Raw genomic sequence first — 24299 nt, forward strand, 5'->3', positions numbered from 1 at the left:
CCCACGAGGAGATCATTGCGCACCGTCAACGCGTACGCGGCACCGTCAGCGACCGAGCCGCTCGTCAAGACCACCATCACCCGTCGTGACGTCGGCCCGAACGACGTCGAGATCGACATCGCCTACGCCGGCATCTGCCACTCGGACATCCACACGGTCCGCGGCGAGTGGGGGCCCATCCAGTACCCCCAGGTCGTCGGCCACGAGATCGTTGGCCACGTCTCCGCCGTCGGCGAGAACGTCACCAAGCACCAGGTCGGCGACCGTGTCGGCGTCGGCTGCATGGTGAACTCGTGCGGCGAGTGCGAGAACTGCCTGAAGAGCGAAGAGCAGTACTGCCTCAAGGGCAACATCCAGACCTACGCGGGCGTCGACCCGGCCGACGGCTCGATCACCCAGGGCGGGTACTCGCAGGCGGTCGTCGTGAACGAGGACTTCGTCCTCCGTGTCCCCGAGTCGCTCGACATCGAGAAGGTCGCGCCGCTGCTCTGCGCCGGCATCACCACCTACTCGCCGCTGCACCACTGGAACGCCGGCCCCGGCACGAAGGTCGCCGTCGTCGGCATGGGTGGCCTCGGCCACATGGCCGTCAAGATCGCGGTCGCCCTGGGCGCCGAGGTCACCGTCCTGTCGCAGACCACCTCCAAGGAAGCCGACTCGCTCCGCTACGGCGCGAAGGCCCACTACGCGACGAAGGACCCGGAGACGTTCGAGAAGCTCGCGAACTCCTTCGACCTGATCATCAACACCGTGTCGGCCAAGATCCCGATGGGCTCGTACCTCGGTCTGCTCGCCGTCGACGGCACCATCGTCAACGTCGGCGCCCCGTCCGAGCCGCTCGAGGTCCCCGCCTTCGCGCTCATCGGGTCGCGTCGCAGCTGGGCCGGATCGGCCATCGGCGGCATCCGCGAGACCCAGGAGATGCTGGACTTCTGCGCCGAGCACGACATCCTGCCGGAGACCGAGCTCATCAGTGCCGACGCGATCAACGAGGCCTACGAGCGCGTCCTGGCGTCGGACGTCCGCTACCGCTTCGTGATCGACGCGGCCACGCTGGCCTAGTCGTCACCACCTGCGCGACAGCGAGGCCCGTTGCCAGCCGGCAACGGGCCTCCAGTCCGTCGTCTCCGGACCGTCAGCCGATCTCGTCACCGGACGGCAGCGCACCGCACCAGTCCACGGAACCGGCGTCGATGCTCGCCTCGAGCGCTCCGGAGGTCGCATCGACGATGCTCACGAGCTCGTCGGTCGCCGACTTCGTCGCCACCGCGACGAACTGCCCGTTCGGGGACGGACAGACCGCCCGCACGCTCGCGTCGTCCGGGATGCTCACCGCCAGCCGGGAGGCGCGGCTCCCCTCCACGCGCACGATCCGTGCCGAGATGGTGCCGGACGGGAGCACGTCCCCCAGCACGCGCAGGTACGTGTCGTCCGACAGCTGGGCGATGCGGCCGAGGACGGCCGCGTCCGTGCTCGCGGCCGGCGCCTGCAGCGCCGACTTGGACCCGTCGGTCAGGTCGAGGCGCACGATGCCCGTACCGGTCTCGACGACCGCGGTGGTCCCGGTCCCGACGAAGCCGTGCAGGTAGGTGGCGCTGCCGAGCCGCACCGGCTCGGCGCGCCCGCTCATGTCGACGAGCACCAGGTCGTCGCTGCCCGTCCGGACGAGGGCGCTCTCGGTGCGCGGGACGTAGGCCCACTGCCCGACGGTCATCGGCACGGCGCCCGTCGTCGCCTTGCCGTTCGCCGCGATCGCCGTGGGCATGTGCGTGCCCGTCATGTCGACGACGTACAGGCCGGTGTTCCGGGACTGCCCGGTCGAGGTGTCGGCGTACTCGAACCCGAACGAGGCACCGTCGTCGGCGACGTGCAGTGCGGTGACCCTGCCCTGCGGTGACGGCAGGGTGAGGTGCTCGACAGGGGCGTCCTCGTCCTCGACCCCGCCGGACAACGGCACGACGTCGACCGATGAGCGCGCGTCACTCCCGCTGACGACCACCAGCGACCGACCGAGCCGGGCGTACTCCGAGATGTCGGCGCCCTGGTACACGGTCGTCGCGCCACCGGCGTCGAGTTCGCGTCGGACGATCCGGTCCTCCGCACCGTCGGCCCCGGGGACCAGGGCGAGCACGTCGGTGCTGCCCGTGCGGATCGACGCGGTGAGGTCCGACGTCGCCCGCTGCCCCGGCGCCCGGACGTTCACGACGGTCACCGTGTAGTCGCGGTCGTAGGCCAGGGGTCCGGCGAACTCGACCGCGATCGTGTTCCCGCTCGAGGTCACGGTGTGCGCCGCAGCCGGACTCACCCGGACGTCGGCAGCGGAGACCCGCTGCAACGCCTGGTTCGCGGTGAGGATCACCCGCTGCGCCGGCCGTGACACCAGGCCGCTGGCGTCGTACGAGACGTCGCGGAGCCGCGGACCCTGCTGCGAGCCGACGACGGCGGCGACGGCGGCCACGAGCGCGAGGACGAGCACGACGGCGAGGTACCGGCGGTGGAACCGACGCGTGACCGGGCGGCGGTCCGGGTTGCGTCCCGTGCGGCGTCCCGTGCGCTCAGTACTCATACGGGTCCTTCGGCTGCGCGATCTCGGTGACCTTCGCGGCCTTGATGACGATGCGGGCGTCGGCGGACTGGTCCGGGTTCGCCGCGAGTGCGCCGGTCACCGTGACCCACTGCCCCTCGTCGGGCGCAGAGCCGTCGGCGTCGTCCGTCACCACGCCGAGACCGACGGGCTGGGCGTCGACGGCACAGCAGCTGATCACGAAGCGGGTCAGGGTGAAGGAGCCGTCGTCGCCGGGCACCACGAAGCCCGAGAGCTCGACCGGCTTGCCGACGAGTGCCGTGGTGTCGGTGGTCTGACGGATCAGCGCCGCCCAGTCCTTGACGCCGTACTCCGAGGTGTCGACCCCCTCGCTGCCGAGCAGGGAGACCGCCGCCTCGGAGCCGGTCGCGTTCGACAGGGTCGCCGAGTCCACGCTCCGCTGCTGCGCGGTGCGGGCGGAGAGCGTCGTCGGGGGCAGGACCAGCATCGACACGGTGACCCCGACCGTGACGATCGCGGCCGCTCCGCCGAGGGCAAGGCGGACGGCGCCACCACGGCCGGGCCCGCGCCGCCCGTGGTCGTGATCGTGGTCGTGGTCCGGCTCGTGCTCGTCCGCGTCGTCACCGTGCGTGTGGCCGTGGCCGCGTGCGATGACCGCCAGGCCCGCGATCGAGGCGGGTACCGCGACGGCGGCGAGCACGATCGTGAACACCGAGTACCGCGGGTTGATGTACAGGTCGAGGTGGCCGACCAGCGCGAGCCACAGCGTGCACAGGGCGACCGCCAGCACGGACCCGAGCCCGAGGTAGGCCGGAGCGTTGCTGCTGCGTGCGTCAGACGAGGACATTCATCACCAACCCGACGGTTCCGGCGAACAGGACGCACACGACGGCGAGCAGCACCAGGAAGCGGGCGCGGAACGTCGTGCGGAGGAGAGCGATCATCTTCACGTCGATGATCGGCCCGATGATCAGGAAGGCCGTGATCGACCCCGGCAGGAACGTCGACGCGAACGACAGCGCGAAGAAGGCGTCGACGTTCGAGCAGAGCGACACCGTCATCGCGAGCAGCATCATCGCGGCGACGGAGAGCACCGGGTTCGACCCGATCGCGACGAGGGTCGAGCGGGGCACGGCCACCTGGATCGCGGCGGCCAGGCCGGCACCGACGAAGAGCGCGGGCATCATCGTGGCGGACTCGCCGCCGAACTGCGCGGCGCTCTCCCGCCAGCGGTCCCGGCTCCGTGAGGCGCCGATCGCGGCACGGCAACGGGCCTCGAACGCGGGCAGCAGCAGGTCCGCCGGACGGCGGTGCGCGGCGACGATCCAGCCGACGAGGTTCGCGATCACGAACCCGCCGACGATCCGGACCGGCAGGATCCAGCCCGACCAGCCGAAGGCCTGCGCGGTGCTGATGATGACGAGCGGGTTGAGGATCGGCGCGGCGACCAGGAACGTGACGGCCTCGGCCGGCGTGAAGCCGCGCATCATCAGGCCGCGGGCGAGCGGCACGTTCCCGCACTCGCACACCGGGAACAGCATGCCGATGAGGGAGATCACGGCGCGGCGGCCGAAGGCGTTCTGCGGCAGGACCCGCTCGAGTGCGCCGACCGGCACCCACACCTCGACGACGATCGACAGCACGATGCCGAGCACCACGAAGGGCAGGGACTCGACGACGACGCTGATCGCCAGGGTGAGGAAGTCCTGCACGACGTCGGGCAGACCGGCGGTCCCGATGCTCGGGGACAGCAGCCGGATCCCGAGCAGCACGACGACGGCGAGCAGCACCAGGCCCGGGCCCGTCAGGGAACGGGAGCGGGAGCGCTGCGGCGGCGGCGTGGTCGTCGTCACCCGGCCAGGATAGGCGACGCGTGCTGCCTGGGGCTGCGCCGGCGTGGGCAGTGCCGTGCGGTTGCGCCCAACGCCCCGCAGTGTGCGAGGTTCCGCGCAGTGTGCGAGCCGAATGCCCTCGCACAGTGCGCGGAACCTCGCACCATCGCGCTCGTGCCCTCGCACCGTGCGACCCGCGCCGCCTCGCGCCCTCGCACCGTGCGACCCGCGTGCCACCGGCCCTCGCACCGTGCGACCCGCGGGCTGCCTGCCCCGGAGCCGGTGTCCGCGAGCGGCCCCGCGCTCAGACCCGCGCGATGCCCGCCACGTGCCGGTCGAGCGTGTCGATCGCCCACGAGGCATCGCCGCCGGGGTCGAGCCGGACGATGTGCATCGCCAGCCCGTCCACCAGGGCGTGCAGCCGCCGCGTCTCGTACGGCACGTCGACGTCCCGCACCCCGATCGCATGGAGGATCCGCGCACACCACGCCCGCATCTCGTCGACGACCCGGTCGTGGAACGGCCGGAGCTCGGCGTCGGTCAGGGCCGCGGTCCCGAGGCCGAGGTAGACGTCGAGCTCGATCCGACGCTCCTCGTCGAGTGGCAGCAGCTCGAGCAGCACCGCGTGCGCGTACGCCGTCCCGCGGAGGTCCGTCGGCACGGCATCCACCCGCGCCGCGGTGGCGTCGAAGACGAGCTCGAGGGCGTGCGACCGGACGCTCGCCTGGGTCGGGAACGTGTAGCGGACGGTGCTCGGCGGGAGCCCTGCCTCGGCCGCGACGTTCCGCACGCTGAGCGCGCCGAGGCCGTCGCGGGCGAGGACCCTGCACGCCGCCTCGGACACGGTGCGGCGCCGTCCCTCGATGTCCATGCTCCTCGCCATGCCGCCATACTCGCACAGTCGTACCAAGTCGTGCTACCGTCGGAGTTGTTGTCGCACAGTCGTGCGACTACCGCACCACACACGGAAGGACATCGTCATGGCATGGGTCATCCTCGTGCTGAGCGGCGTGCTCGAAGCCGTCTGGGCCACCGCCCTCGGCGCCTCGAACGGCTTCAAGAAGGTCGTCCCGACGATCGTGTTCGTCGCAGGGATGGCACTCAGCATGGTCGGCCTCGCGTTCGCGATGAAGAGCATCCCGGTCGGCACGGCCTACGCGGTCTGGGTCGGGATCGGAGCCTCACTGACGGTGCTCGTCGCGATCCTCCGTCGGCAGGAAGCCGCATCGTTCACCCGACTGGCCCTGGTGTTCGGGCTCGTGGCCTGTGTCGTCGGCCTCAAGGTGGTGAGCTGAGATGGCGTGGATCGTCCTGTTCGTCAGTGCCGCACTCGAGACCGTGTGGGCGACCGCCCTCGGCGAGAGCAACGGCTTCACCGAGCTGGGCCCGACCCTGGTGTTCGCGGCGACCATCGTGGTGAGCCTCGGCGCGTTCGGCTACGTGCTGCGCCACATCCCGATCAGCACGGCCTACGCGGTGTGGACCGGGACCGGGGCAGCACTCACGGTCCTCTGGGGCATGGCCACCGGCGCCGAACCCGTCACCGTGCTGCGCCTGCTGTTCATCGCCGGCATCGTCGGCTGCGTCGTCGGCCTCAAGCTCGTGCCGGCCCGCCCCGTCGTGGAACCAGCAGCCGAGCTCACGCGCTGAGCGACAGCTCACGCGCCGCCCACCCCGTGACCTGTCGCTGACCGCGAGAAGTGGGCCCAGGCCCGAGAACGCGCGCCGAGACAGCCAGGAGGCGCGGTGCCAGCTGGCACCGCGCCTCCCGTCCGCTCGTGGTCGCGCCCACCGCACATGGTGAGCAGAAATGGTCGGGTCACCTCACGGGACCCGACCATTCCTGCTCACGAAGCGAGCGCTGCGAGCGCCACCCACGCTGCGAGCGCCACCAGCCCTGCGCGCGTCAGACGGACGCGCCCGTCCACTCGTCCTCGGCGGCGACGTGGTCACTGCCGACCGTGCCGGCCGCCATCGCCGCAGCCACACGCGAGGCGTGCGACGGCGGGTTCGACGGCACACCTTCAGGGCGACCCTCGTCGTTCAGCTTCCGGAGCGCCGGCACGATGTCCTCGGCGAGGATGTCGATCTGCTCGAGGACCGTCTTGAGCGGCAGCCCGGCGTGGTCGACCAGGAACAGCTGGCGCTGGTAGTGGCCGACGTGGTCCTTCATCGCGGCGTACCGGTCGATGACCTGCTGCGGCGACCCCACGGTGAGCGGGGTCTGGGTGGTGAAGTCCTCCATCGAGGGGCCGTGACCGTAGACCGGGGCGTTGTCGAAGTAGGGCCGGAACTCGTTGATCGCGTCCTGCGAGTTCTTCCGCGCGAAGAACTGTCCGCCGAGGCCGACGATCGCCTGGTCGGCACGGCCGTGTCCGTAGTGCTCGAAGCGCTGACGGTAGAGGCCCACCATCTGCTCGGTGTGCTGGATCGGCCAGAAGATGTTGTTGTGGAAGAAGCCGTCACCGTAGTACGCGGCCTGCTCGGCGATCTCCGGCGTGCGGATCGAGCCGTGCCAGACGAACGGTGCGACGCCGTCGAGCGGGCGCGGGGTGGAGGTGAAGCCCTGCAGCGGCGTGCGGAACTTGCCCTGCCAGTTCACGACGTCGTTCTCCCAGAGCTGGCGGAGGAGCGCGTAGTTCTCGATCGCCAGGTTGACGCCCTGGCGGATGTCCTGCCCGAACCACGGGTAGACCGGGCCGGTGTTGCCGCGGCCCATCATGAGGTCCATCCGGCCGTCGGAGATGACCTGGAGCATCGCGTACTCCTCGGCGATGCGCACCGGGTCGTTCGTGGTGATGAGCGTCGTCGACGTCGAGAGCGTGATGTTCTTCGTCTTCGCCGCGAGGTACGCGAGCATCGTTGTCGGCGACGAGGCGACGAACGGCGGGTTGTGGTGCTCACCGGTCGCGAAGACGTCGAGGCCGGCCTGGTCCGCGTGCTCGGCGATCGTGAGGATGTCCCGGACGCGCTGGGTGTCGTCCGGCGTGGTGCCGGTCGTGGGGTCGGTCGTGACGTCACTGACCGTGAAGATGCCGAACTGCATGATGCGCCGCCTTTCGCGATATCGATGCGTTTGCATCGACTTGCTGGGTACAACGTACCGCACGCGCTGGCATTCCCGCCAGGCCCCGTCGGCCTACGTCGGGTCTCCCGCCAGGCCCCGTCGGCCCGCGTCGGGTCTCCCGCCGGCTTCCACCCTGCCTGGAGGCCCAGCTCAGCTCCCGCGCTCGGCCCGCGGTGGCAGCGTGGCCGGGTCGGTACGCGCGGCGTGGTGCATGCCGTCGAGGAACCAGACCACGGTGACCACGGCCAGGACGGTGGCACTCGAGGCCATCCGTCCGGCGACCAGGATCGCGGCGTGGTCGTGCGGGCCGTCGGTCGCGAGCCCGAGGACGAGCGCGGTGAGCCCGACCGCGAGCGTGACCCCGGTCGCGACGAGCAGCACGAGACTGACCACCCGGCGCGGAGCCCGTCGGCCGTCACGGTCGCCACGGAGACCGCGGTCCACCCGGGGCCCGAGCGCCCGGACTGCTCCGAGCCAGAACACCGCGATCGCGCAGGCGCCGACGATGTCGCTCACCCGGTGCCAGCCGTAGACCACCGTCTGGTTCGCCACGAACACGGCGTAGACGGCACCGACCACGGTGACCACTGGCCGGAACCGCCTCGGCGTGACCATGAGGACCGCGAACAGCGCAGCGAGCGCGATGGTCGCGTGCCCGGACGGGAACGAGTTCGGGGTCGTCGACTGAGCGATCTCCGGGCGCACGGCGATACGCTTGAGGAGCGTCGAGGTGGCCGCCGACGCGAGCAGCACCACACCCGCGCCGAGCCCCACCGCGAGCCGTCGTCTGGCGAACGCCACCGCGACGATCACGACCACGAGCAACAGGATCACCGGCACCGAGATGACGTTGAGGGCAGTGTCCGAGCTGAACAGATCGGACTCCCGGACCCCGCCGAGCGCGGCGTCCTCGACCCGCTGCCCCACCGGCGTCAGCACCGCGGCCGCGTAGACGAGAGGCACGATCACGAACCCCAGAGCCGACAGCACAGCCCACCGCACCCTGCGCGAGACACTCGGTCCACGCGACTCCGGGGCGCTGCGCTCGGGTGTCAAGGTCACCGGGCTGGTCCTCCTCGGGGTGGTCGTGGTGGGTCTCGTCGCACGTCTCGTGACGGCGCTGCGATTCGGTCGGTCGGGGTCCGACACGATACCGTTGGAACACCGGCCGGAGGCTGGGAACCGCGGCACGATCGCCCGCGTGTTCGCCGCCGGACCGATCGGATCGGCGGGTGCCACCGGACGGTCAGGCACCGCCGGACCGACGCACACCGCGTCGGCAGTGTACGAGGAGGAAACCGAAGTGGCCATCAAGGAACCGAGCATCACCGCTTCGCCGAACCGCGCACTCGCGCTCACGGTCGGCAGTGTCCTCGCACTCTGGGGCATCCTCGGCTTCTTCTTCGCCGCCGACGGTGACCCGGGCTTCTTCAACCGCCAGGGCGGCATGCTCTGGAACGCGTTCGGGGTCAACCCGGCGCTCTGCTTCATCTGGGTGCTGCTCGCCGTCGCCCTGCTCATCGCCGGACTCGGCACCACGATCGCATCGCGGAGCGCCAACGTCGTCGTCGGGGCCCTCCTCGTCGTCTTCGCGGTGTACGGCTTCGTGTTCGTGAACACCTCGGCCAACGTCTTCGCGCTGAACACCACCGACAACGTGTTCCACGCGATCGTCGGTGTGGTCCTGCTGCTCACCGCGGTCGGTGCCGACAAGGAGAACCTCGCCGCGCTGCGTGCGGCGCGCGCCTGATCCACTGCTCCCCGACGCCCGTCTGCCGATCCGGCAGGCGGGCGTCGTCGTGTGTGCGTGGGCGGGGGTCCGGGGGTGGTCCGGCGGCGGGGTGGTCCGGCGGCGGGGTGGTCCGGCGGGTGTGTCGTCCGGCGGGTGTGTCGTCCGGCGGGTGTGTCGTCCGGTCACGACTCCCCGCTCAGGTCCGCCGGCCGGTCACGAACTGTCTGATGCGGAGTGTCCAGGCGACAACGAGTGACCACTCGGCGCAGGACCGACGGGGAGTCGTGACCGCTCGGCAGTGTGCGACCGGGCATGCAGGCGCGCGTGCCCGGCGGCGTGAGGCCGATGCGGACCCGACTGGCAGTCCGACGCGTCAGTCGTCGGTGGGGGCTGGCTTCGGGGCCTCGAGCTCGGTCGCCACGATGCGCGGCGCCTCGGACATGAAGCGCCGGACGTCGAGGTCCACGATGATGTCCTGCGGGCGCAGCGGCCTGGTGAGGTACAGCCCCTCGAGCGAGGTCAGCCGAGACAACGCCACGTAGGTCTGCCCGGCGCTGAACACCCGGTTGCCGAGGTCCACCACGGCCCGGTCGTACGTGCTGCCCTGGGACTTGTGGATGGTCACCGCCCAGGCGAGCCGCAGCGGGAACTGCTGGAACTCGCCGACGGTGTCCTTCTTGAGTTCCTTCTTGTCGGCGTCGTAGGAGTACTTGAACTTCTCCCACACCGACGGCTGGACCTCGAACGACTCCCCGTCGACGTCGACCCACACGGTGTCGCGGATGGCCGTCACGACCCCGAGCGTGCCGTTCACCCAGCGTTGGTCGGCGTCGTTGCGCAGGAACATCACGTGCGCTCCGGGCTTCAGCTCGAGGGCTTCGTCCGCCGGGAAGTTGCGTCCACCGAAGTCCCCGTTGACGTCCGCCTTGGCGGTCTTCACCTTGCCGGGCAGCCGCTCGAGAGCAGCCTTGTTGATCCGGGACACGGTGTCGTTCCGGGTCGCCAGGGTGATGGCGTCGTCGGGCGAGGGACGAGCACCCGCCGTGTTCAGCTGATCTGCGATCTCCGCGGTGACCCGGCCGTGACGGACCGCGGTGAGCATCGCGGCGAAGGCGTCGTCCCGCTGGCGGTGCACCGTGGCGAGCTCGATGATGTTCAGCTCCGCTTCGAGCCACACCTTCGCGTCGAAGAACCACATCGACCGGTAGTGGTCCGTGAAGTAGGCGCGCTCGTCGGCGTCGCCCGGCACCGGCGGCAGCTGGTACGGATCGCCGAACATGACGACCTGGACTCCGCCGAACGCCTCGAACTGCCGCCCGCGGGCCTTGCGCAGCGAGCGGTCCATGCCGTCGAGCAGGTCGGCGTTGACCATCGAGACCTCGTCGATGACCAGGGTGTCGATGGTGTTCAGGAGCTTGCGGGTGTCAGGACCCTGCCGGAGCTCGGCGTCGGCGATGAGGCCGATGGGCAACCGGAACAGGGAGTGGATCGTCTGGCCGCCGACGTTCAGCGCCGCGACCCCCGTCGGCGCGCAGATCACGACCTGCTTCTCGGTGTTCCAGGACAGGTGGTTGAGCAGCGTCGACTTGCCCGTGCCCGCGCGCCCGGTGATGAAGACGTGGTCGCGGGTGTGCTCGATGTACTCGAAGACCGCCCGCTGTTCGTCGCTCAGTTCGATGCTCATCGTGCGTCCCCCTCGAGCGTGCGGGCGGGCGATCCATCACGCCGGACCCGAACGAGCACCACGACGACGACCGCGACGAGCAGCAGGACCCCGGCGGCGACGAGGACGAGCCCGCCTCGGGCCTGGTCGACGAGCGGGTCCGGCCCCCAGGTGCGGCCCATCGCGCCGAACCACGACGCCTGCAGCAGCCCGAGGGGCCCGCGCATCGCGATGCCGAGCGACACCGCGCCGGCGGCGACGACGACGGCTCCGACGATGCGCACGAGTGCCGCCGCGCGGGTCGGGTGCTGCCGGCCGGCAGCGATCGGTGTGAAGAGCGTGGGCACGGCCAGGAGCCCGACGAGCAGGAAGCCCGCGTCGATGACGGTCCGCCCGGTGGAGTCGCTCACGGACCACCGCACGGCGTCTGTGGCGAAGAAGGCCCACCACATCGCCGCTGCGAGCAGGAACGCGGGGAAGGGCTGCGCCAGGTACCGGACAGCCGGGTTGTCGACGAGCACCTCGGTCCACTCGCGCACCCCGGTGCTGTCGTCGTCGCGGGGGTGCACCGCTGCCCGGATGAGCACCACCGGCGCCGCGGCCCACACCAGCGCCGGGACGACCAGGCCGAGCAGCACGTGGGCGCCGATGTTCGCGGAGATGAGGAACCGGTCGTACTGGTGCAGCGAGCCCGAGGTGGCGACGACGAGCGACACGATCGCCAGGGCAGCTGCCACCGACCGGCGCACCGGCCAGTGGACCCCGTTCCGGCGCAGTCGCACGACGCCGGCGGTGTAGGTGGCGGCGACCAGGACGGCGGCCATCAGCCAGAACAGGTCGACGTTCCACTGCGTCAGCCAGCCCCACGCACCGGGCGCGTGCGGCAGCAGGTCGTCGGTCAAGAGTTCGGCGGGACTCGGATCGGTCGTCTTGCTCAGGGCGATCTGGTCGACCGGGGTCGCCGTCCGCCCGAGCGCTGCCGCGAACCCCGACGCGACACCCATCACCGCGAGCTCGACGACGATCAGGGTCCAGAACGGGCGGTGCCGTGCCGGAGCCTCGGACAGGGAGCGGATCGCACGCCGACGCTGCACCACACCGAGCACCCCGATGGCCACGATCGCGCCGATCTTGACCAGCACGAGCGTGCCGTACGGGGTGAAGAGGTTGGACAGGGCACCGACGCGGATCTGCGCGGACGCGATGCCCGACACCGCCACGAGCACGAAGCACCCGAGCGCGATGCTCGAGTACCGGGCGACCACGACGGCCAGCCGGTCACCGGGCAGGACACCGCGCAGGAGCACGAGCATGGTCAGCCCGCCGACCCAGAGCGCGGCGCCGACCAGGTGCAGCCCGAGCGCGGTCACCGCGGCGTCGTGACTCGCGGTGCCGGCGGCGTGGCCCTGCTGCGCGAGCGGGATGAGCCCGATCATCGAGACCCCGGCGGTCAGGGCGACCATGCCGCGGGACCGCACGGCGAAGCACAGGACCGTGACGGCGGCGGCGACCAGGACGGTCACCAACCAGGCGAGCCCCAGGTCCGTGCCGGTGAGGAACACCCCCATCGACTGGCCGAACTGCTCGTCGATGCTGATCGTCGAGCCGGCGACGCTGAGGAACGTGAAGAAGGTCGTGACGGCCGAGGACACCGTCCACACCCCGGCTGCGGCTGCTGCGACGTCGATCGCGCGGTTCCACTCGGGGCCCGACCGTGAGAGGCCGACGGTGGCCAGTGCGAGTCCGCCGATCGTCGCGGCGGCGGACAGGTCGACGACGAGTCGCGCGATCGGCAGGCCGAACCGGACGGCGGGGCCCGGGTCAGCGATGAGCGCTGCGTCCGCGCCGCCGCCGATGACGAGTGCCGTGAGCAGCGCCACGAACCCGACGAGCAGGAGCACGGCGGGACCGGCGATGCGCGCGATCCGATTCACCCGTCAAGCCTAGGCGGTGCCCACCCGGCCACAGAATCGGGCGGGCCGATCTGTGGAAACCGGCACGCGCCTCCAGGCCGACGACAGGGACGAGACCGACGCGACCCGCGCGCCGCACGAAGACCGACAAGACGCGACGCGACGCGACCCGACCCGACCCGGCCCGACAAGACCCGACCCCGGGAACGACGAAAGGGACGGCCGAAGCCGTCCCTCTCGATGTGCGGAACAGTCTTACTTGACCGCAGCCTTGAGCTTCGAGCCGGCGCTGACCTTGACCGAGTCGCTCGCGGCGATCTCGATGGCCTCGCCCGTCTGCGGGTTGCGGCCGGTGCGGGCGGCGCGGTGCGTCTTCTCGAAGGCGATCCAACCCGGGATCGTGACCTTCGTGCCGTCCGCGACGGACGACGAGACGACGCTGAACAGTGCGTCGACGACGCCGTTGACGGTGGCCTGGCTCTGGCCGGACTCGGCGGCGACGGCAGCGACGAGCTCGGTGCGGTTCAGTGACTTGTCAGCCATGGATGTCCTCCTCGGACTTCTTGCAGTATCGGTCGGACGTACGTGCCGCCCGGCGCCCGGAGCGGGTGCCCCGTGCCACGGTTCCATCGGGCCGAGGGCCCGGCGGAACCGGAGTTGAACCTACCAGCCGCATGGGACGAATTCAGCCGACTCGCCCGGATTTCCGGGCTTGTCGCGGGTCAGGAGGGGCTGATGTGACGAATGAGGCCCCGATGTACCCCGCACACAGCGAACGCCCCGCCACCAGGAGGTGACGGGGCGTTCGAGGAAGCGAGTGCTTACCAGGAGCTCTTCGTGATGCCGGGGAGCTCACCACGGTGGGCCATGTCGCGGAAGCGGACACGGCTGATGCCGAACTCACCGAGGTGGCCACGGGGGCGGCCGTCGATCGCGTCGCGGTTGCGGTAGCGGATCGGGGACGCGTCACGGGGCAGCTTCTGCAGGCCCACGCGAGCGGCCTCACGCGACTCGTCGGTGCCGTTCGGGTCCACGAGGGCCTTCTTCAGCTCGAGACGACGCTCGGCGTAGCGCGCGATGATGACGGCACGCTGGTTGTTCTTCGCGATCTTGCTCTTCTTCGCCATGCTTAGCGCTCCTCACGGAAGTCGACGTGCTTGCGGATCACCGGGTCGTACTTCTTCAGCACGAGACGGTCGGGGTTGTTCCGACGGTTCTTCTTGGTCACGTACGTGAACCCGGTGCCCGCCGTCGAGCGGAGCTTGATGATCGGACGGATGTCCTGACCTTTTTTCGCCATCAGATCTTCTCCCCACGTGCGAGGACGTCCTTGACGACGGACTCGATGCCGCGGGCGTCGATGACCTTGATGCCCTTTGCGCTGACGTTGAGCGTCACGTTACGACGAAGCGACGGCACGTAGTACGTCTTCTTCTGCACGTTCGGGTCGAAGCGGCGCTTCGTCCGGCGGTGCGAGTGCGAGATGTTGTGACCGAAGCCGGGAACGGCGCCGGTCACCTGGCACACTGCTGCCATGGTTTCCTCCTGAGGTACCGTGCGACCGGACGGCCGCACCCAAGTTCACTTGCCTGGTGCACACGCGCAGGACCACGAGGTGGAGATGCGAGGGGGTTGTGTGCACCGCCCAGGTCCGCAGCCCCTGTCGAAGGGGAGACGGACACCACGCGACCGCGGCGTTCGCGACGGTCGGAGGGCTTGGAACAACGGGTCATCCGCGCGGACGCGGAGAACCAAGGGACAACACTACGCGAGCGCCGGGCGTGTCGCAAGCGGCCGGTCGGGCCGTCGGGCCTGGAGGCGCGGCGCACCTCCGCCCCGCGTGCTCGCGCCGTGCCGCGGCCGCGTTCACCGCCCCGTTCGCCGCCGCGTTCACCGCCCCGTGCCGCCGCCGCGCTCGCCGCCCGCGCATCGTGAGCAGAAATGGTCGAGTCCGGCAGCCGGACCCGACCATTTCTGCTCACGAAGAGGGCTGCCTGCCGTCGCCGCGCCGCCCGCTGCGTCGCGCTACCGCCCGCTGCGTCGCGCTACCGCCCGCTGCGTCGCGCTACGGCCCGTCGGTCGGCTTGGGCGCGAGCGCCTGCACCATCAGCGCCCCGAGCTCCTGCGGCGCCGTGAACATCGGCCAGTGGCCGGTCTCGAGCCCGACGATGGCGAGCTCTTCGGTCGCGATGAGTTCTGCAGCCCAGGTCTGGTGGTCGGCCACCATCGTCGCGAGCTCGGTCGCCGGGATCTCGCAGGTGATGACCGTCGCCGGGATCGTGTGCCGCGCCGCGTCGCTGTAGTGGAACCGGTCGGACGGTACTGCCGCGGGCTCCGGGATCGCGCGGTGCTCGAACGCCGTCCGGAGTTCCGGGGTCATACCGCGGAGCGTCGCCGGCTCCCAGACGTCCCACGACGGCAGCGGCACGGTCCCGTCGACCACCGGCAGTTCGTCGTTGACGCAACCGCCCTCGGGCCCGGGGAAGGTGTCGACGTAGAGCAGGTGTGCGACGAGGGAGGGGCGCTGGTCGGCAGCCATGTACGCGATCGGGCCGGCGCCGGAGTGCCCGGCGAGCACGACCGGTTCTTCCGGCGTGGCGACGTCCTCGAGGATCGCCACCAGTGCGGCGACCTGCTCGTCGAGGGTGTCGCCGTCGCGCGTGACGGCCTGCACCGAGTGCCCCGCCGCGCGCAGGATCGGGGCGACGTCGTCCCACGCGCTCGCGTCGAGCCAGAACCCGGGGACCAGGATGACGTGCATGCCGGGGACGCTACTCGCTGGCAGCGGTCGTCGCGCGTGCAGCGGTGCAGGCCGCGCATTCGCCGAAGATGTCGACGACGTGGCTGGCGTTCGTGAACCCGTTGGCCGCGGCGACGTCCTGCGCCCACTGCTCGACCGGGTCCGCCTCGATCTCGACGGTCCGACCGCAGTTCCGGCAGATCAGGTGGTGGTGGTGCGCGTCCGTCGTGCACGCCCGGTACAGCGATTCGCCGTCCTGCTGGAGCGAGTCGGCGTCGCCTTCGGTAGCCAGGTCGGACAGCGCCCGGTAGACGGTCGCGAGTCCGATCGTCGATCCCTCGTCGCGGAGGTGCTGGTGCAACGCCTGCGCGCTCACGAACCCCTCGGTGGAGTCGAGCGCCCCGCGCACCGCTTCGCGTTGCCACGTGTTCCGCTTCGTCTTCTGCACGGCGTTCATGCTGGCACCTCTTCCTTCCGGCCTGCTGTCGACCCCGTTCCGGCCTGGAGGCCCGGGTCGTCCCCGCCCCGCTGGTCGCGGCCTGCGACGCGGTCGCGACCGCGCTTGTCCTTCCGCGCTCCCACGATCCGGCACACCACCCAGATCGCGAAGGAGATGGTCGTCACGTAGGGGCTGATCGGCAGTCCCCCGCCGAGTGCCAGCAGGATCCCACCCACCACCGACGTCACCGCGAAGACCGTCGACAGCACGGGCACGACGACCGGGTGCGAACTGAGCCGCAGGGCCGCGGCCGCCGGGGTGACGAGCAGGGACAGCACGAGCAGCGCACCGACGATCTGCACGGAGACCGCCGTCGCCAGCCCGAGCACGAGCATGAACACGATCGCCAGGGTCCGGACCGGCACACCGGCGGCCGCGGCGACGTCGGGGTCGACCGACGCGAACATCAGCGGGCGCCAGATCACGAGCAACGTCGCGACGACGACGGCGGCGATGACGATGAGGAAGGCGAGCTGCGGGTTGTCGACCGACACGATCTGCCCGGTGAGCAGCCCGAACTTGTTCGCGGCGCGACCCTTGTACAGCGCCAGACAGAGGATTCCGAGGCCCAGGCCGAACGGCATGAGCACGGCGATGATCGAGTTGCGGTCGCGGGCCCGGGAACCGAGCACCCCGATGAGCAGCGCCGCGATCACCGACCCGACGAGCGAGCCCGTGACGACGTTGACGCCGAGCAGCAGGGACGCGCTCGCGCCGGCGAACGACAGCTCCGAGATGCCGTGCACCGCGAAGGGCATGTTCCGGGCGACGACGAACGGCCCGATCAGGCCGCCGACGATGCCGAGCACCGCACCGGCCCAGATCGAGTTCTGCACGAGCGCGACGAGTTCGCCGTAGTCCTGGAAGGAGAAGACGGTGGAGAGCACGTCCATCAGATCCGCCCTTCGTCCGGCACGTGGCCGTGCGGGTCGACCTCGCCCGCGTGGTGCTCGTGCGCCTCGTTCGCACCGACGATGACGATGCGCCCCATGGTCCGGACGACGTCGACGGGCGTGCCGTACAGGTCGCTCAGGACGTCGGCGCGCAGGACCTCGTCGGGGGAGCCGATCCGGAACCGACCACCCGCGATGTACAGGACCCGGTCGACCACGTCGAGGATCGGGTTCACGTCGTGCGTCACGAACAGCACGGCGGCGTCCCGCTGCCGTCGCTGACGGTCGATGAGCTCGGTGACGCCGCGCTGGTGCCGCAGGTCGAGCGAGATGAGCGGCTCGTCGCACAGGAGCAGTGCCGGGTCGGCGGCGATGGCCTGCCCGACGCGGGTGCGCTGCTGCTCGCCGCCGGACAGTTCGGCGACGGGGGCGTCGGCGAAGGCGGTGGCACCGACCTCGTCGAGGATCCGGTCGACACGGGCACGGTCGGCCCGCGACGCCGGCAGGACACCCCACCGGTGACCGGTGACGCCCTGCGCGATCATGTCCCGCGCGCGGAGCGGCGTGCCGGCCTCCATCAACCGCTGCTGCGGGATGTAGCCGATCTTCCGGTGGCCGCGACGGACGGGCTGGCCGAGGAACGACATCGTGCCGCTCGTCAGGCGCTGCTGGCCGAGGACGGTCCGGAGCAGCGAGGTCTTGCCGGCACCGTTCGGTCCGAGCACCGCGACGAACTCCCCCGGCGCGATGTCGAGGTCGAGGTGGGCCCAGAGCTTCCGGGAACCGTAGGACAGCCCGGCGTCGCGGAGCGCCAGGACGGGACGGCCCGTGGCCCGGTCGTCCACCGAGGTGGTCGCCGGGCCGTCGGTCACCGCTGGTGCGGTCGAGGTCGTCACTTCTGGAGCGCCGCCTGCACCGCGTCGATGTTCGCCTGCTGCCACGAGACGTAATCCTCCCCCTTCGGGAGCGTTTCCGTGACACCGACCACCGGGATGCCATTGTCCTCTGCGGCTTTCTGGACCTGCTCGGTCTCGGGGCTGGAGGTCTGGTCGTTGTACGCGAGCAGTCGCACGGTCTTCGCGCTGAAGAGCTGCAGCGTCTTGTTCAGGGCGGCCGGCGGGACGTCGTCGCCCTCCTCGATCGCCTCGGCGAAGGCCTCCGGCGTGACATTGTCGAGGCCGATCGCGTCGAACAGGTACCCCGGCACCGGCTCCGTGTAGGACACCTTCTCGCCGTCGTACGTCTTCTTCAGGTCGGCGGTCTGCGACTCGAGGTCCTCGAGCTTCGTGGTGAGCGCGTCGGCGTTCTTCTCGAACGTTGCCTCGTCGCCCTCGTCGAGCGCGGACAGGCGCTTCGTGACGTCGTCGACGAGCTTCACCATCGTCGGGTAGCTGTAGAAGACGTGCTCGTTGAACTCAGTGTCGCCACCCTTGTCCAGACCGGAGAGCTTCACGACGTTGATGGTGTCGGCCTTGGTGTCCGAGGCGTCGGCGAGCGTGGTCATGAAGTCGTCGTACCCGCCGCCGTTCTCGATGAGCAGGTCGGCCTGCGACACCGCGAGCTGGGTCCGGGCGCTCGACTCGAACGAGTGCGGGTCCTGCGACGGGTCGTTCAGGATGCTCGTCACGTCGACGTGCTCGCCGCCGATGGTTTCGACGAGCGACCCGTAGACGTTCGTCGAGGCGACGACGGCGATCTTCCCGTCGCTGCTGGCGTCACCGGATGCAGAGGACGTCGCGCACCCCGTCAGGGCGAGCGCGGCGGCGCCGGCGACCAGCGGGAGGGCGAAGAGGCGGTTGTGCATGCGTCGACGGTAGCGCTTGCTGATAACGATTGTCAAAACCGGTATCAGCGCTCTGGTGGTGACGGCAGACGGACGGGAGGCCCGGTGCCAGCTGGCACCGGGCCTCCCGTCTTGCAGGAACGCGCGCTTACGGCTTGGTGGCCGCGTCGATCGTGTTCTCGGCGATCGTGTCCTCTTCGCGCCCGGGGGTGCGGAGGTTCCACTTCTTGATCACGAAACTGAACAGGAAGTAGTAGATCACCGCGTAGCCGAGGCCGATCGGGATGAGCCAGATCGCTCCGTCCGCCTTGCCGAAGTTCAGGACGTAGTCGATCGCACCGGCCGAGAACGAGAACCCGTCGTGGATCCCGAGGGCGTTCACCAGGGCGAGCGACGTCCCGGTGAGCAGCGCGTGGATGATGTACAGCGGGAACGCCACGAACATGAACGAGTACTCGAGCGGCTCGGTGATCCCGGTGACGAACGAGGTCAGTGCGGCGGAGATCATGATGCCGCCGACGAGCTTGCGGTTCTGCGGCTTGGCGTTGCGCCAGATCGCGAGGGCACCGGCCGGCAGCGCGAACATCATGATCGGGAAGAAGCCGGTCTGGAAGATGCCAGCGGTCGGGTCACCGGCGAGGAAGCGTGCGATGTCACCGTGGTAGACGACGCCGTCGGCACCCGTGAAGCTGCCGAGCTGGAACCACGGGAAGAAGTTGAGCAGCTGGTGCAGCCCGATCGGGATGAGCATGCGGTTGACGAACCCGAAGATGCCACCACCGATGACGGCATTGTCGGCCACGGCGGTCCCGGCGGCGGTCAGCGCGATGTCGAAGTACCGGTAGACGAAGGACATCAGGACCGCGATCACGAGACCGGCGACGGCCGTCAGGATCGGGACGAGTCGGCGACCCGAGAAGAACCCGAGGAAGTCGGGCATCTTCGTGCGGTGGAACCGCTCCCAGAGCACGGCGGAGACGAGACCCATCACGATCCCGCCGAGGACACCGAAGTTGATCGTCGCCTGGTTGCCAGCGGCGTCCTTCACGCCTGCGAGGACGATCGGCGACATCGCCGCGAAGACCTGGTACATGACCATGTAGCCGACGACGGCCGCGAGTGCGGTGGTGCCGTCGGACTTCTTCGCCCACCCGATCGCGATGCCCACCGCGAAGAGCAGCGGCAGCCACGTGAACACACCGTTGCCGGCAGCGGCGATGATCGTCGCGCCCTGCTCGAAGCCGGGGATCGCACCGAGCATGTCGGACTGGCCGAGGCGGAGCAGGATGCCCGCGGCGGGCATGACCGCGATCGGCAGGAGCAGGCTCCGACCGAGGCGCTGGGCGTTCGCGAAGAGCCTGGACTGCTTCTTCGGCTTCTTCTTCTCCGGCACGTCCGTGGCAGTGGTGGCGCTCATCGGAGTTCCTCTCGTCATTGGGTGGAGCTGTCGGGGTGAGTTGAGTCGCGCAGCCGGCGCAGGTAACCTCGGCGGTGTCGCCAGGTCCGGTCCTGTCCGGTCATGACCAGTTCCGTAGTCTGAACCGAGACGGGTCCCGTGTCAACCTGGTACGAAAACCCTTAACGAGGAGGAAACGATGGCCGACATCAAGGCAGCCGACATCATCGCCGCGCTCGGCGGTGCCGACAACATCGAAGAGGTCGAGGGCTGCATCACGCGCCTCCGCGTCGAGGTCGAGGACGGTGACCTGGTCGACAAGGCGGCCCTGCAGGCCGCCGGGGCCCAGGCCGTCGTCGGTGGCGGCACCGGCTGGCAGGTCATCGTCGGCACGATCGCCGACAACCTCGCGCAGGACATCCAGGACGAGCTGTGACGGCGGTCCGCACGCCGTTCGCCGGCCCGGTCGTCGCCCTCGCTGACGTGCCGGACCCGGTGTTCGCAGGGCAGCTCGTCGGCGCCGGCGTGGCCGTGGACCCGACGGGCGTCGAGGGCGCGGTCACCGCGGTGGCCCCGGTCGACGGCACCATCGTGAAGCTGCACCCGCACGCGTTCGCGCTGCAGGGCTCTGCGGGCACGGACGTCCTCGTGCACGTCGGCATCGACACCGTGAAGCTGTCGGGCGAGGGCTTCGAGCTCCTCGCCACCGAGGGCTCGACGGTCGCGGCCGGCGACCCCGTCGTCCGGTTCACCCCCTCGGTGATCTCGGCCGCCGGCTACTCGCCGATCTGCCCGGTCGTGGTGCTCGGCTCCGCGCCGGACACCGTCGACCAGGGCACGGTGGGCACCTCGGTGCTCGACGGCGACAGCCTGTTCGAGGTCTGACCCGGACCCACTCCGGTTCTTCCCCGGTTCTTCCCGCCGAAGCGACTGTGTGCCGCGGAACGTTCGCGGCACACAGTCGCTTTCGCGTGCCGGTCGGGGTCAGGCGACCGCCGGGGTCGCCGTGACCTCCATCTGCACGCGGTACCGGTCCGACCGGTACCAGCTGCGGGTGTGCTCGACGGGCCGCTCCCCCGCGTAGGACACCCGGTCGAACTCCAGCACGGGAGCCCCGGTCTTCGTGCCGAGCAGCGTCGCGACGTCGTCGGCAGCGGGGTTCGCGGCAACCGTCTGCTGCGCGCGGTCGATCGGGGTGCCGTACTCCGTCGCGATGATCGAGTAGACCGACCCCGACAGGTCGTGGTCGAGGAGCCCCGGGAACGCATCGGCCACGAGCCAGGCGTCGTCGATGGACACCGGAGCACCGTCCGCCATGCGCAGCCGCTTCACGTGGAAGGCGGGCACGTCGGTGTCGATGCGGAGCGCAGCCGCGGTGTCGCTCGGCGGCACACGTTCCTCGCGCACGAGGACGACCGTCGTCGGCACGTGGCCCATCGCCCGCATCTCCTCGGTGAACGAGGCGAGGTGCAGCGTCGACTGGACCGGGCGGTGCGCCACGAAGGTGCCCTTGCCGCGCACCCGCTCGAGGTAGCCCTCGTTCACGAGCTGTCCGAGGGCCTCGCGCACCGTGATCCGCGAGACGCCGTACTCCGCGATGAGCTGCCGTTCCGAGGGGATCGCAGCGCCGGGCGCCAGCCGCGTGGTGGCGAGGTCGAGCAGGATGCGCCGCAACTGTTGGTGCTTGGGCTCGGCACCCTCGGTGATGCGGCTCGTCATGCGTCCCTCGTGCTCCGTTGCTGGTCCTGGGCGGTGGTCATGCGCGGACATGACCAGTCCCATCACAGTAGCGAGTCCACCTCGGAACGCCAACGTGCGTGACGCGCCGGGATCGGAGCGGAGCGCGTCAGGCGTTGCGGACGAGCCAGGCGAACTGCTCGTCGGAGAGCAGGCGGTCGGTCCACACCTGACCCTCCACCCCCACGGCGGTCGGCGTCTGCACACCGGGAGTCCCCTGCCACACGAGCGAGAGCCCGGCGCGACGGAGCACCGCAGCGGACGCGGGGTTGTTCGTGAGCACGCGACCCGTCACCGGGACGTCCGGCGCGGTGTCCGCCGCTGCTCGAACGGCAGCGAGGGCGATCTCGGACGCGAAGCCCTGCCCCCAGGCGGCGGGAGCCAAGCGGTAGCCGAGGTTCCAGACCCCGCCGGCGGTCATGTCGACACCGCCGACCCCGACGAACGTGTGGTCCGGCGTGCGGACGGCCCACGAGCCCAGCCCGTGCCGTGCCCGGCCGCCGATCTTCCGCTGCACGAGGTCCACGCTCGAGCTCCGGGCGACGTGCCGCCCGGTCGGCAGGTGCTGCCACGTCCGGGCATCGGAGAACAGCGCGTGCACGTCGTCGATGTCGGCCGGGGTCAGCGGGGTGAGCAGGAGGCGATCCGTTCGGATCTCCTGCGAGGGGGTCAGGAGCTGGTGGACCATGCTCCGATCATCCCGCCGACCACCGACATCCGCGTGAACACCACGCGAACGGGCGGGCATCGTGCGGAGGACCGCACATCGTGAGCACAAATGGTCGAGTGGCTCGGAGCCACCCGACCATTCCTGCTCACGAAGAGCGAACGCCGTGCACGAAGCGCGAACGCCCCTCACGAAGCGCGAACGCCGTGCACGAAGCGGGAACGCGCGCCTCAGTCGAGCAGGAGCGCGGGCTCCTCGAGCACCGAGGCCACGTCGTGCACGAAACGCGACGCCACGTCACCGTCCACGACCCGGTGGTCGAACGATGCGCCGATCGTGGTCACCATGCGCGACCGGACCTCGCCGTCGACGACCCACGGCTTCGGCTTGATCGTGCCCATGGCGACGATCGCGACCTCGCCCGGGTTGAGGATCGGGGTCCCCGTGTCCATGCCGAACACGCCGATGTTCGTGATCGAGACGGTGCCGTTCGCCATCTGCGCCGGCGTCGTCTTGCCGTCGCGGGCGGTCAGGGTGAGCTCCTCGAGGGCCTGGGCCAGCTCGAGCAGCGACATGTCCTGCGCGTCCTTGATGTTCGGCACGATCAGCCCACGCGGGGTCGCCGCGGCGATGCCGAGGTTCACGAAGTGGTGGACGATGATCTCGCGGTCGGTCCAGGTCGAGTTCACCGAGCGGTTCCGGCGGACGGCCCAGATGACGGCCTTCGCGACGAGGAGCAGCGGCGAGACCTTGACGCCCGCGAACGTCGGCGAGGACTTCAGGCGCTTGACGAACTCCATCGTGCGGGTCGCGTCGACGTCGACGAACAGCGACACGTGCGGCGCGGTGAACGCCGAGGTGGTCATGGCGGTCGCGATGGCCTTGCGGACGCCCTTGACCGGGATCGTCTCGCTGCGCACGTCGCCCCACTCGGGCGTCTCGATGTTCCGGAAGACGCTCGCCTGCTTCGCGTGGCGGATGACGTCGTCGCGCGTGACCTCGCCGGCGAACCCGGTCGCCACGATCTCGGCGAGTTCGACGCCGAGGTCCTTCGCGAGCTTCCGGATCGGCGGCTTCGCGAGCACGTTGGTCGCCAGGGTCTGCTTCCGTGCGGGCGCAGACGCCAGACCGGCGATGGCCTCGGCGGTGGTGTCCTCACCGGGATCGCTGGCCGCTTCGGCCGCTGCCGCGGGATCCGCACTGGAGGCACGACTCGCCTCGGCCGCGAGCGCTGCGGCCCGGCGGGCGCCCGGCTTGCGACGCGACGGCGACGAGGTCGCCGAGCCGTAGCCGACGAGCACGGCGCCGGAGGACTCGTCCGTCCCGACGACGGAGGCGTCGACGGCGACGGGCTGCACGGGAGCGGCGGCTCGAGCGGGCGCGGCAGCCTGCACGGGCGCCGGGGCCTGGGCCTGGGCCTGGGCCGGCGGGGTCTGCGCGACCGGAGCCGGCGGGACGGACGCTGCTGGCGGGGTGGCGGCGACCACCGGCGAGGTCGGGACGCTGTCGGTGACCGGTGCCGGGCCTCCAGGCTGGGTCGACGTGACCGGCGCACCGGACGCGACCGACGCGTCGGACTCGACCCGGATGATCGGCTTGCCGACCTCGACCGTGTCGCCCTCGGACACGAGCAGTCCCGTGACGGTGCCTGCGAACGGCGACGGCAGCTCGACGAGCGACTTCGCGGTCTCGATCTCGACCAGCACCTGGTCGACGGCGATCTCGTCCCCGATGGCGACGCGCCACTGCACGATCTCGGCCTCGGTCAGGCCTTCGCCCACATCGGGCAGGGGGAATTCGGCGACGGCCACTGACGGCTCCTTCGGCGTTCG

Annotated in this window: 27 protein-coding genes; 6 read left to right on the top strand and 21 right to left on the bottom strand. The window is 70.5% G+C overall.

The window, feature by feature from the left end:
* Positions 1–15: 15 nt before the first annotated feature.
* Positions 16–1062 (top strand): NAD(P)-dependent alcohol dehydrogenase, encoded by a 1047-nt coding sequence (locus EDF19_RS04965; RefSeq protein WP_123679760.1) that lies wholly within the window; start codon positions 16–18, stop codon positions 1060–1062.
* Between the two features lie 73 nt (positions 1063–1135).
* Here EDF19_RS04965 and EDF19_RS04970 read toward each other — a convergent pair whose 3' ends face one another.
* The 4 genes from EDF19_RS04970 to EDF19_RS04985 form a co-directional block, all read right to left on the bottom strand.
* On the bottom strand, positions 1136–2566 hold the full coding sequence (locus tag EDF19_RS04970) for a hypothetical protein (protein WP_123679761.1): 1431 nt from the start codon (positions 2564–2566) through the stop codon (positions 1136–1138).
* Complete coding sequence (locus EDF19_RS04975) at positions 2556–3392, bottom strand: TIGR03943 family putative permease subunit (RefSeq protein ID WP_123679762.1); 837 nt, start codon at positions 3390–3392, stop codon at positions 2556–2558. Before EDF19_RS04975 ends, EDF19_RS04970 begins: the two co-directional genes overlap by 11 nt.
* Positions 3379–4398, bottom strand: coding sequence for a permease (locus tag EDF19_RS04980; protein WP_123679763.1), 1020 nt, complete (start codon positions 4396–4398; stop codon positions 3379–3381). Before EDF19_RS04980 ends, EDF19_RS04975 begins: the two co-directional genes overlap by 14 nt.
* Before the next feature lie 283 nt (positions 4399–4681).
* Positions 4682–5260 carry a TetR/AcrR family transcriptional regulator gene (locus EDF19_RS04985; protein ID WP_260216931.1) on the bottom strand — a complete coding sequence of 193 codons (579 nt, stop codon included), beginning with the start codon at positions 5258–5260 and terminating at the stop codon, positions 4682–4684.
* A gap of 97 nt (positions 5261–5357) precedes the next feature.
* Between EDF19_RS04985 and EDF19_RS04990 the strand changes: the two genes are divergently transcribed.
* Positions 5358–5672, top strand: a complete 315-nt coding sequence (locus tag EDF19_RS04990; RefSeq protein ID WP_123679765.1) for a multidrug efflux SMR transporter — start codon at positions 5358–5360, stop codon at positions 5670–5672.
* Position 5673: 1 nt separating this feature from the next.
* Entirely contained in the window at positions 5674–6027 is a 354-nt protein-coding gene (locus EDF19_RS04995; RefSeq protein ID WP_123679766.1) for a multidrug efflux SMR transporter, read from the top strand.
* A gap of 256 nt (positions 6028–6283) precedes the next feature.
* Here EDF19_RS04995 and EDF19_RS05000 read toward each other — a convergent pair whose 3' ends face one another.
* Together EDF19_RS05000 and EDF19_RS19040 are read right to left on the bottom strand one after the other, a co-directional pair.
* A complete protein-coding gene (locus tag EDF19_RS05000) occupies positions 6284–7423 on the bottom strand; it encodes a CE1758 family FMN-dependent luciferase-like monooxygenase (RefSeq protein ID WP_123679767.1) in 1140 nt (379 codons plus the stop codon).
* Positions 7424–7594: 171 nt separating this feature from the next.
* A complete protein-coding gene (locus tag EDF19_RS19040) occupies positions 7595–8413 on the bottom strand; it encodes a phosphatase PAP2 family protein (protein WP_221180616.1) in 819 nt (272 codons plus the stop codon).
* A gap of 334 nt (positions 8414–8747) precedes the next feature.
* Between EDF19_RS19040 and EDF19_RS19045 the strand changes: the two genes are divergently transcribed.
* A complete protein-coding gene (locus EDF19_RS19045; protein ID WP_185022682.1) occupies positions 8748–9194 on the top strand; it encodes a DUF4383 domain-containing protein in 447 nt (148 codons plus the stop codon).
* 355 nt (positions 9195–9549) lie between these two features.
* On the opposite strand, the gene EDF19_RS05010 is transcribed toward EDF19_RS19045, so the two are convergent.
* The 12 genes from EDF19_RS05010 to EDF19_RS05065 form a co-directional block, all read right to left on the bottom strand.
* Positions 9550–10860 carry an ATP-dependent RecD-like DNA helicase gene (locus EDF19_RS05010; protein WP_123679769.1) on the bottom strand — a complete coding sequence of 437 codons (1311 nt, stop codon included), beginning with the start codon at positions 10858–10860 and terminating at the stop codon, positions 9550–9552.
* The gene (locus tag EDF19_RS05015) at positions 10857–12773 is read right to left on the bottom strand and encodes a cytochrome c oxidase assembly protein (protein ID WP_123679770.1); all 1917 of its coding nucleotides are present in this window, start codon (positions 12771–12773) and stop codon (positions 10857–10859) included. Before EDF19_RS05015 ends, EDF19_RS05010 begins: the two co-directional genes overlap by 4 nt.
* Positions 12774–13007: 234 nt before the next feature.
* Complete coding sequence (locus tag EDF19_RS05020) at positions 13008–13295, bottom strand: HU family DNA-binding protein (RefSeq protein WP_111085379.1); 288 nt, start codon at positions 13293–13295, stop codon at positions 13008–13010.
* A 278-nt stretch (positions 13296–13573) separates the two neighbouring features.
* Positions 13574–13879, bottom strand: coding sequence for a 30S ribosomal protein S14 (gene rpsN / locus EDF19_RS05025; protein WP_017886455.1), 306 nt, complete (start codon positions 13877–13879; stop codon positions 13574–13576).
* Positions 13880–13881: 2 nt separating this feature from the next.
* Positions 13882–14052, bottom strand: a complete 171-nt coding sequence (gene rpmG, locus EDF19_RS05030; protein ID WP_017886456.1) for a 50S ribosomal protein L33 — start codon at positions 14050–14052, stop codon at positions 13882–13884.
* Positions 14052–14288 (bottom strand): 50S ribosomal protein L28, encoded by a 237-nt coding sequence (gene rpmB, locus EDF19_RS05035; protein WP_111085377.1) that lies wholly within the window; start codon positions 14286–14288, stop codon positions 14052–14054. The genes rpmG and rpmB overlap by 1 nt, the downstream gene beginning before the upstream one ends.
* 529 nt (positions 14289–14817) lie before the next feature.
* Positions 14818–15513, bottom strand: coding sequence for an alpha/beta fold hydrolase (locus EDF19_RS05040; RefSeq protein ID WP_123679771.1), 696 nt, complete (start codon positions 15511–15513; stop codon positions 14818–14820).
* Between the two features lie 10 nt (positions 15514–15523).
* The gene (locus EDF19_RS05045) at positions 15524–15949 is read right to left on the bottom strand and encodes a Fur family transcriptional regulator (RefSeq protein WP_123679772.1); all 426 of its coding nucleotides are present in this window, start codon (positions 15947–15949) and stop codon (positions 15524–15526) included.
* On the bottom strand, positions 15946–16884 hold the full coding sequence (locus EDF19_RS05050; RefSeq protein WP_123679773.1) for a metal ABC transporter permease: 939 nt from the start codon (positions 16882–16884) through the stop codon (positions 15946–15948). The genes EDF19_RS05045 and EDF19_RS05050 overlap by 4 nt, the downstream gene beginning before the upstream one ends.
* The gene (locus EDF19_RS05055) at positions 16884–17729 is read right to left on the bottom strand and encodes a metal ABC transporter ATP-binding protein (protein WP_123679953.1); all 846 of its coding nucleotides are present in this window, start codon (positions 17727–17729) and stop codon (positions 16884–16886) included. The genes EDF19_RS05050 and EDF19_RS05055 overlap by 1 nt, the downstream gene beginning before the upstream one ends.
* A gap of 47 nt (positions 17730–17776) precedes the next feature.
* Positions 17777–18688, bottom strand: coding sequence for a metal ABC transporter solute-binding protein, Zn/Mn family (locus EDF19_RS05060; protein ID WP_123679774.1), 912 nt, complete (start codon positions 18686–18688; stop codon positions 17777–17779).
* 127 nt (positions 18689–18815) lie between these two features.
* Entirely contained in the window at positions 18816–20084 is a 1269-nt protein-coding gene (locus EDF19_RS05065; RefSeq protein WP_123679775.1) for a PTS transporter subunit EIIC, read from the bottom strand.
* Between the two features lie 178 nt (positions 20085–20262).
* Here EDF19_RS05065 and EDF19_RS05070 point away from each other — a divergent pair, with 178 nt between their 5' ends.
* The gene (locus EDF19_RS05070; protein ID WP_071293232.1) at positions 20263–20499 is read left to right on the top strand and encodes a PTS transporter subunit EIIB; all 237 of its coding nucleotides are present in this window, start codon (positions 20263–20265) and stop codon (positions 20497–20499) included.
* A complete protein-coding gene (locus EDF19_RS05075) occupies positions 20496–20948 on the top strand; it encodes a glucose PTS transporter subunit IIA (protein ID WP_123679776.1) in 453 nt (150 codons plus the stop codon). Before EDF19_RS05070 ends, EDF19_RS05075 begins: the two co-directional genes overlap by 4 nt.
* 99 nt (positions 20949–21047) lie before the next feature.
* Here the strand turns inward: EDF19_RS05075 and EDF19_RS05080 are convergent, their stop codons facing one another.
* From EDF19_RS05080 to EDF19_RS05090, 3 genes are all read right to left on the bottom strand, one after another.
* A complete protein-coding gene (locus EDF19_RS05080; RefSeq protein WP_123679777.1) occupies positions 21048–21782 on the bottom strand; it encodes a GntR family transcriptional regulator in 735 nt (244 codons plus the stop codon).
* Positions 21783–21909: 127 nt separating this feature from the next.
* Positions 21910–22488 (bottom strand): GNAT family N-acetyltransferase, encoded by a 579-nt coding sequence (locus tag EDF19_RS05085; RefSeq protein ID WP_185022683.1) that lies wholly within the window; start codon positions 22486–22488, stop codon positions 21910–21912.
* A 209-nt stretch (positions 22489–22697) separates the two neighbouring features.
* The gene (locus EDF19_RS05090) at positions 22698–24278 is read right to left on the bottom strand and encodes a dihydrolipoamide acetyltransferase family protein (RefSeq protein ID WP_123679779.1); all 1581 of its coding nucleotides are present in this window, start codon (positions 24276–24278) and stop codon (positions 22698–22700) included.
* Positions 24279–24299: the final 21 nt, after the last annotated feature.

This window comes from Curtobacterium sp. PhB115 (assembly GCF_003752025.1).
GTDB lineage: Bacteria > Actinomycetota > Actinomycetes > Actinomycetales > Microbacteriaceae > Curtobacterium.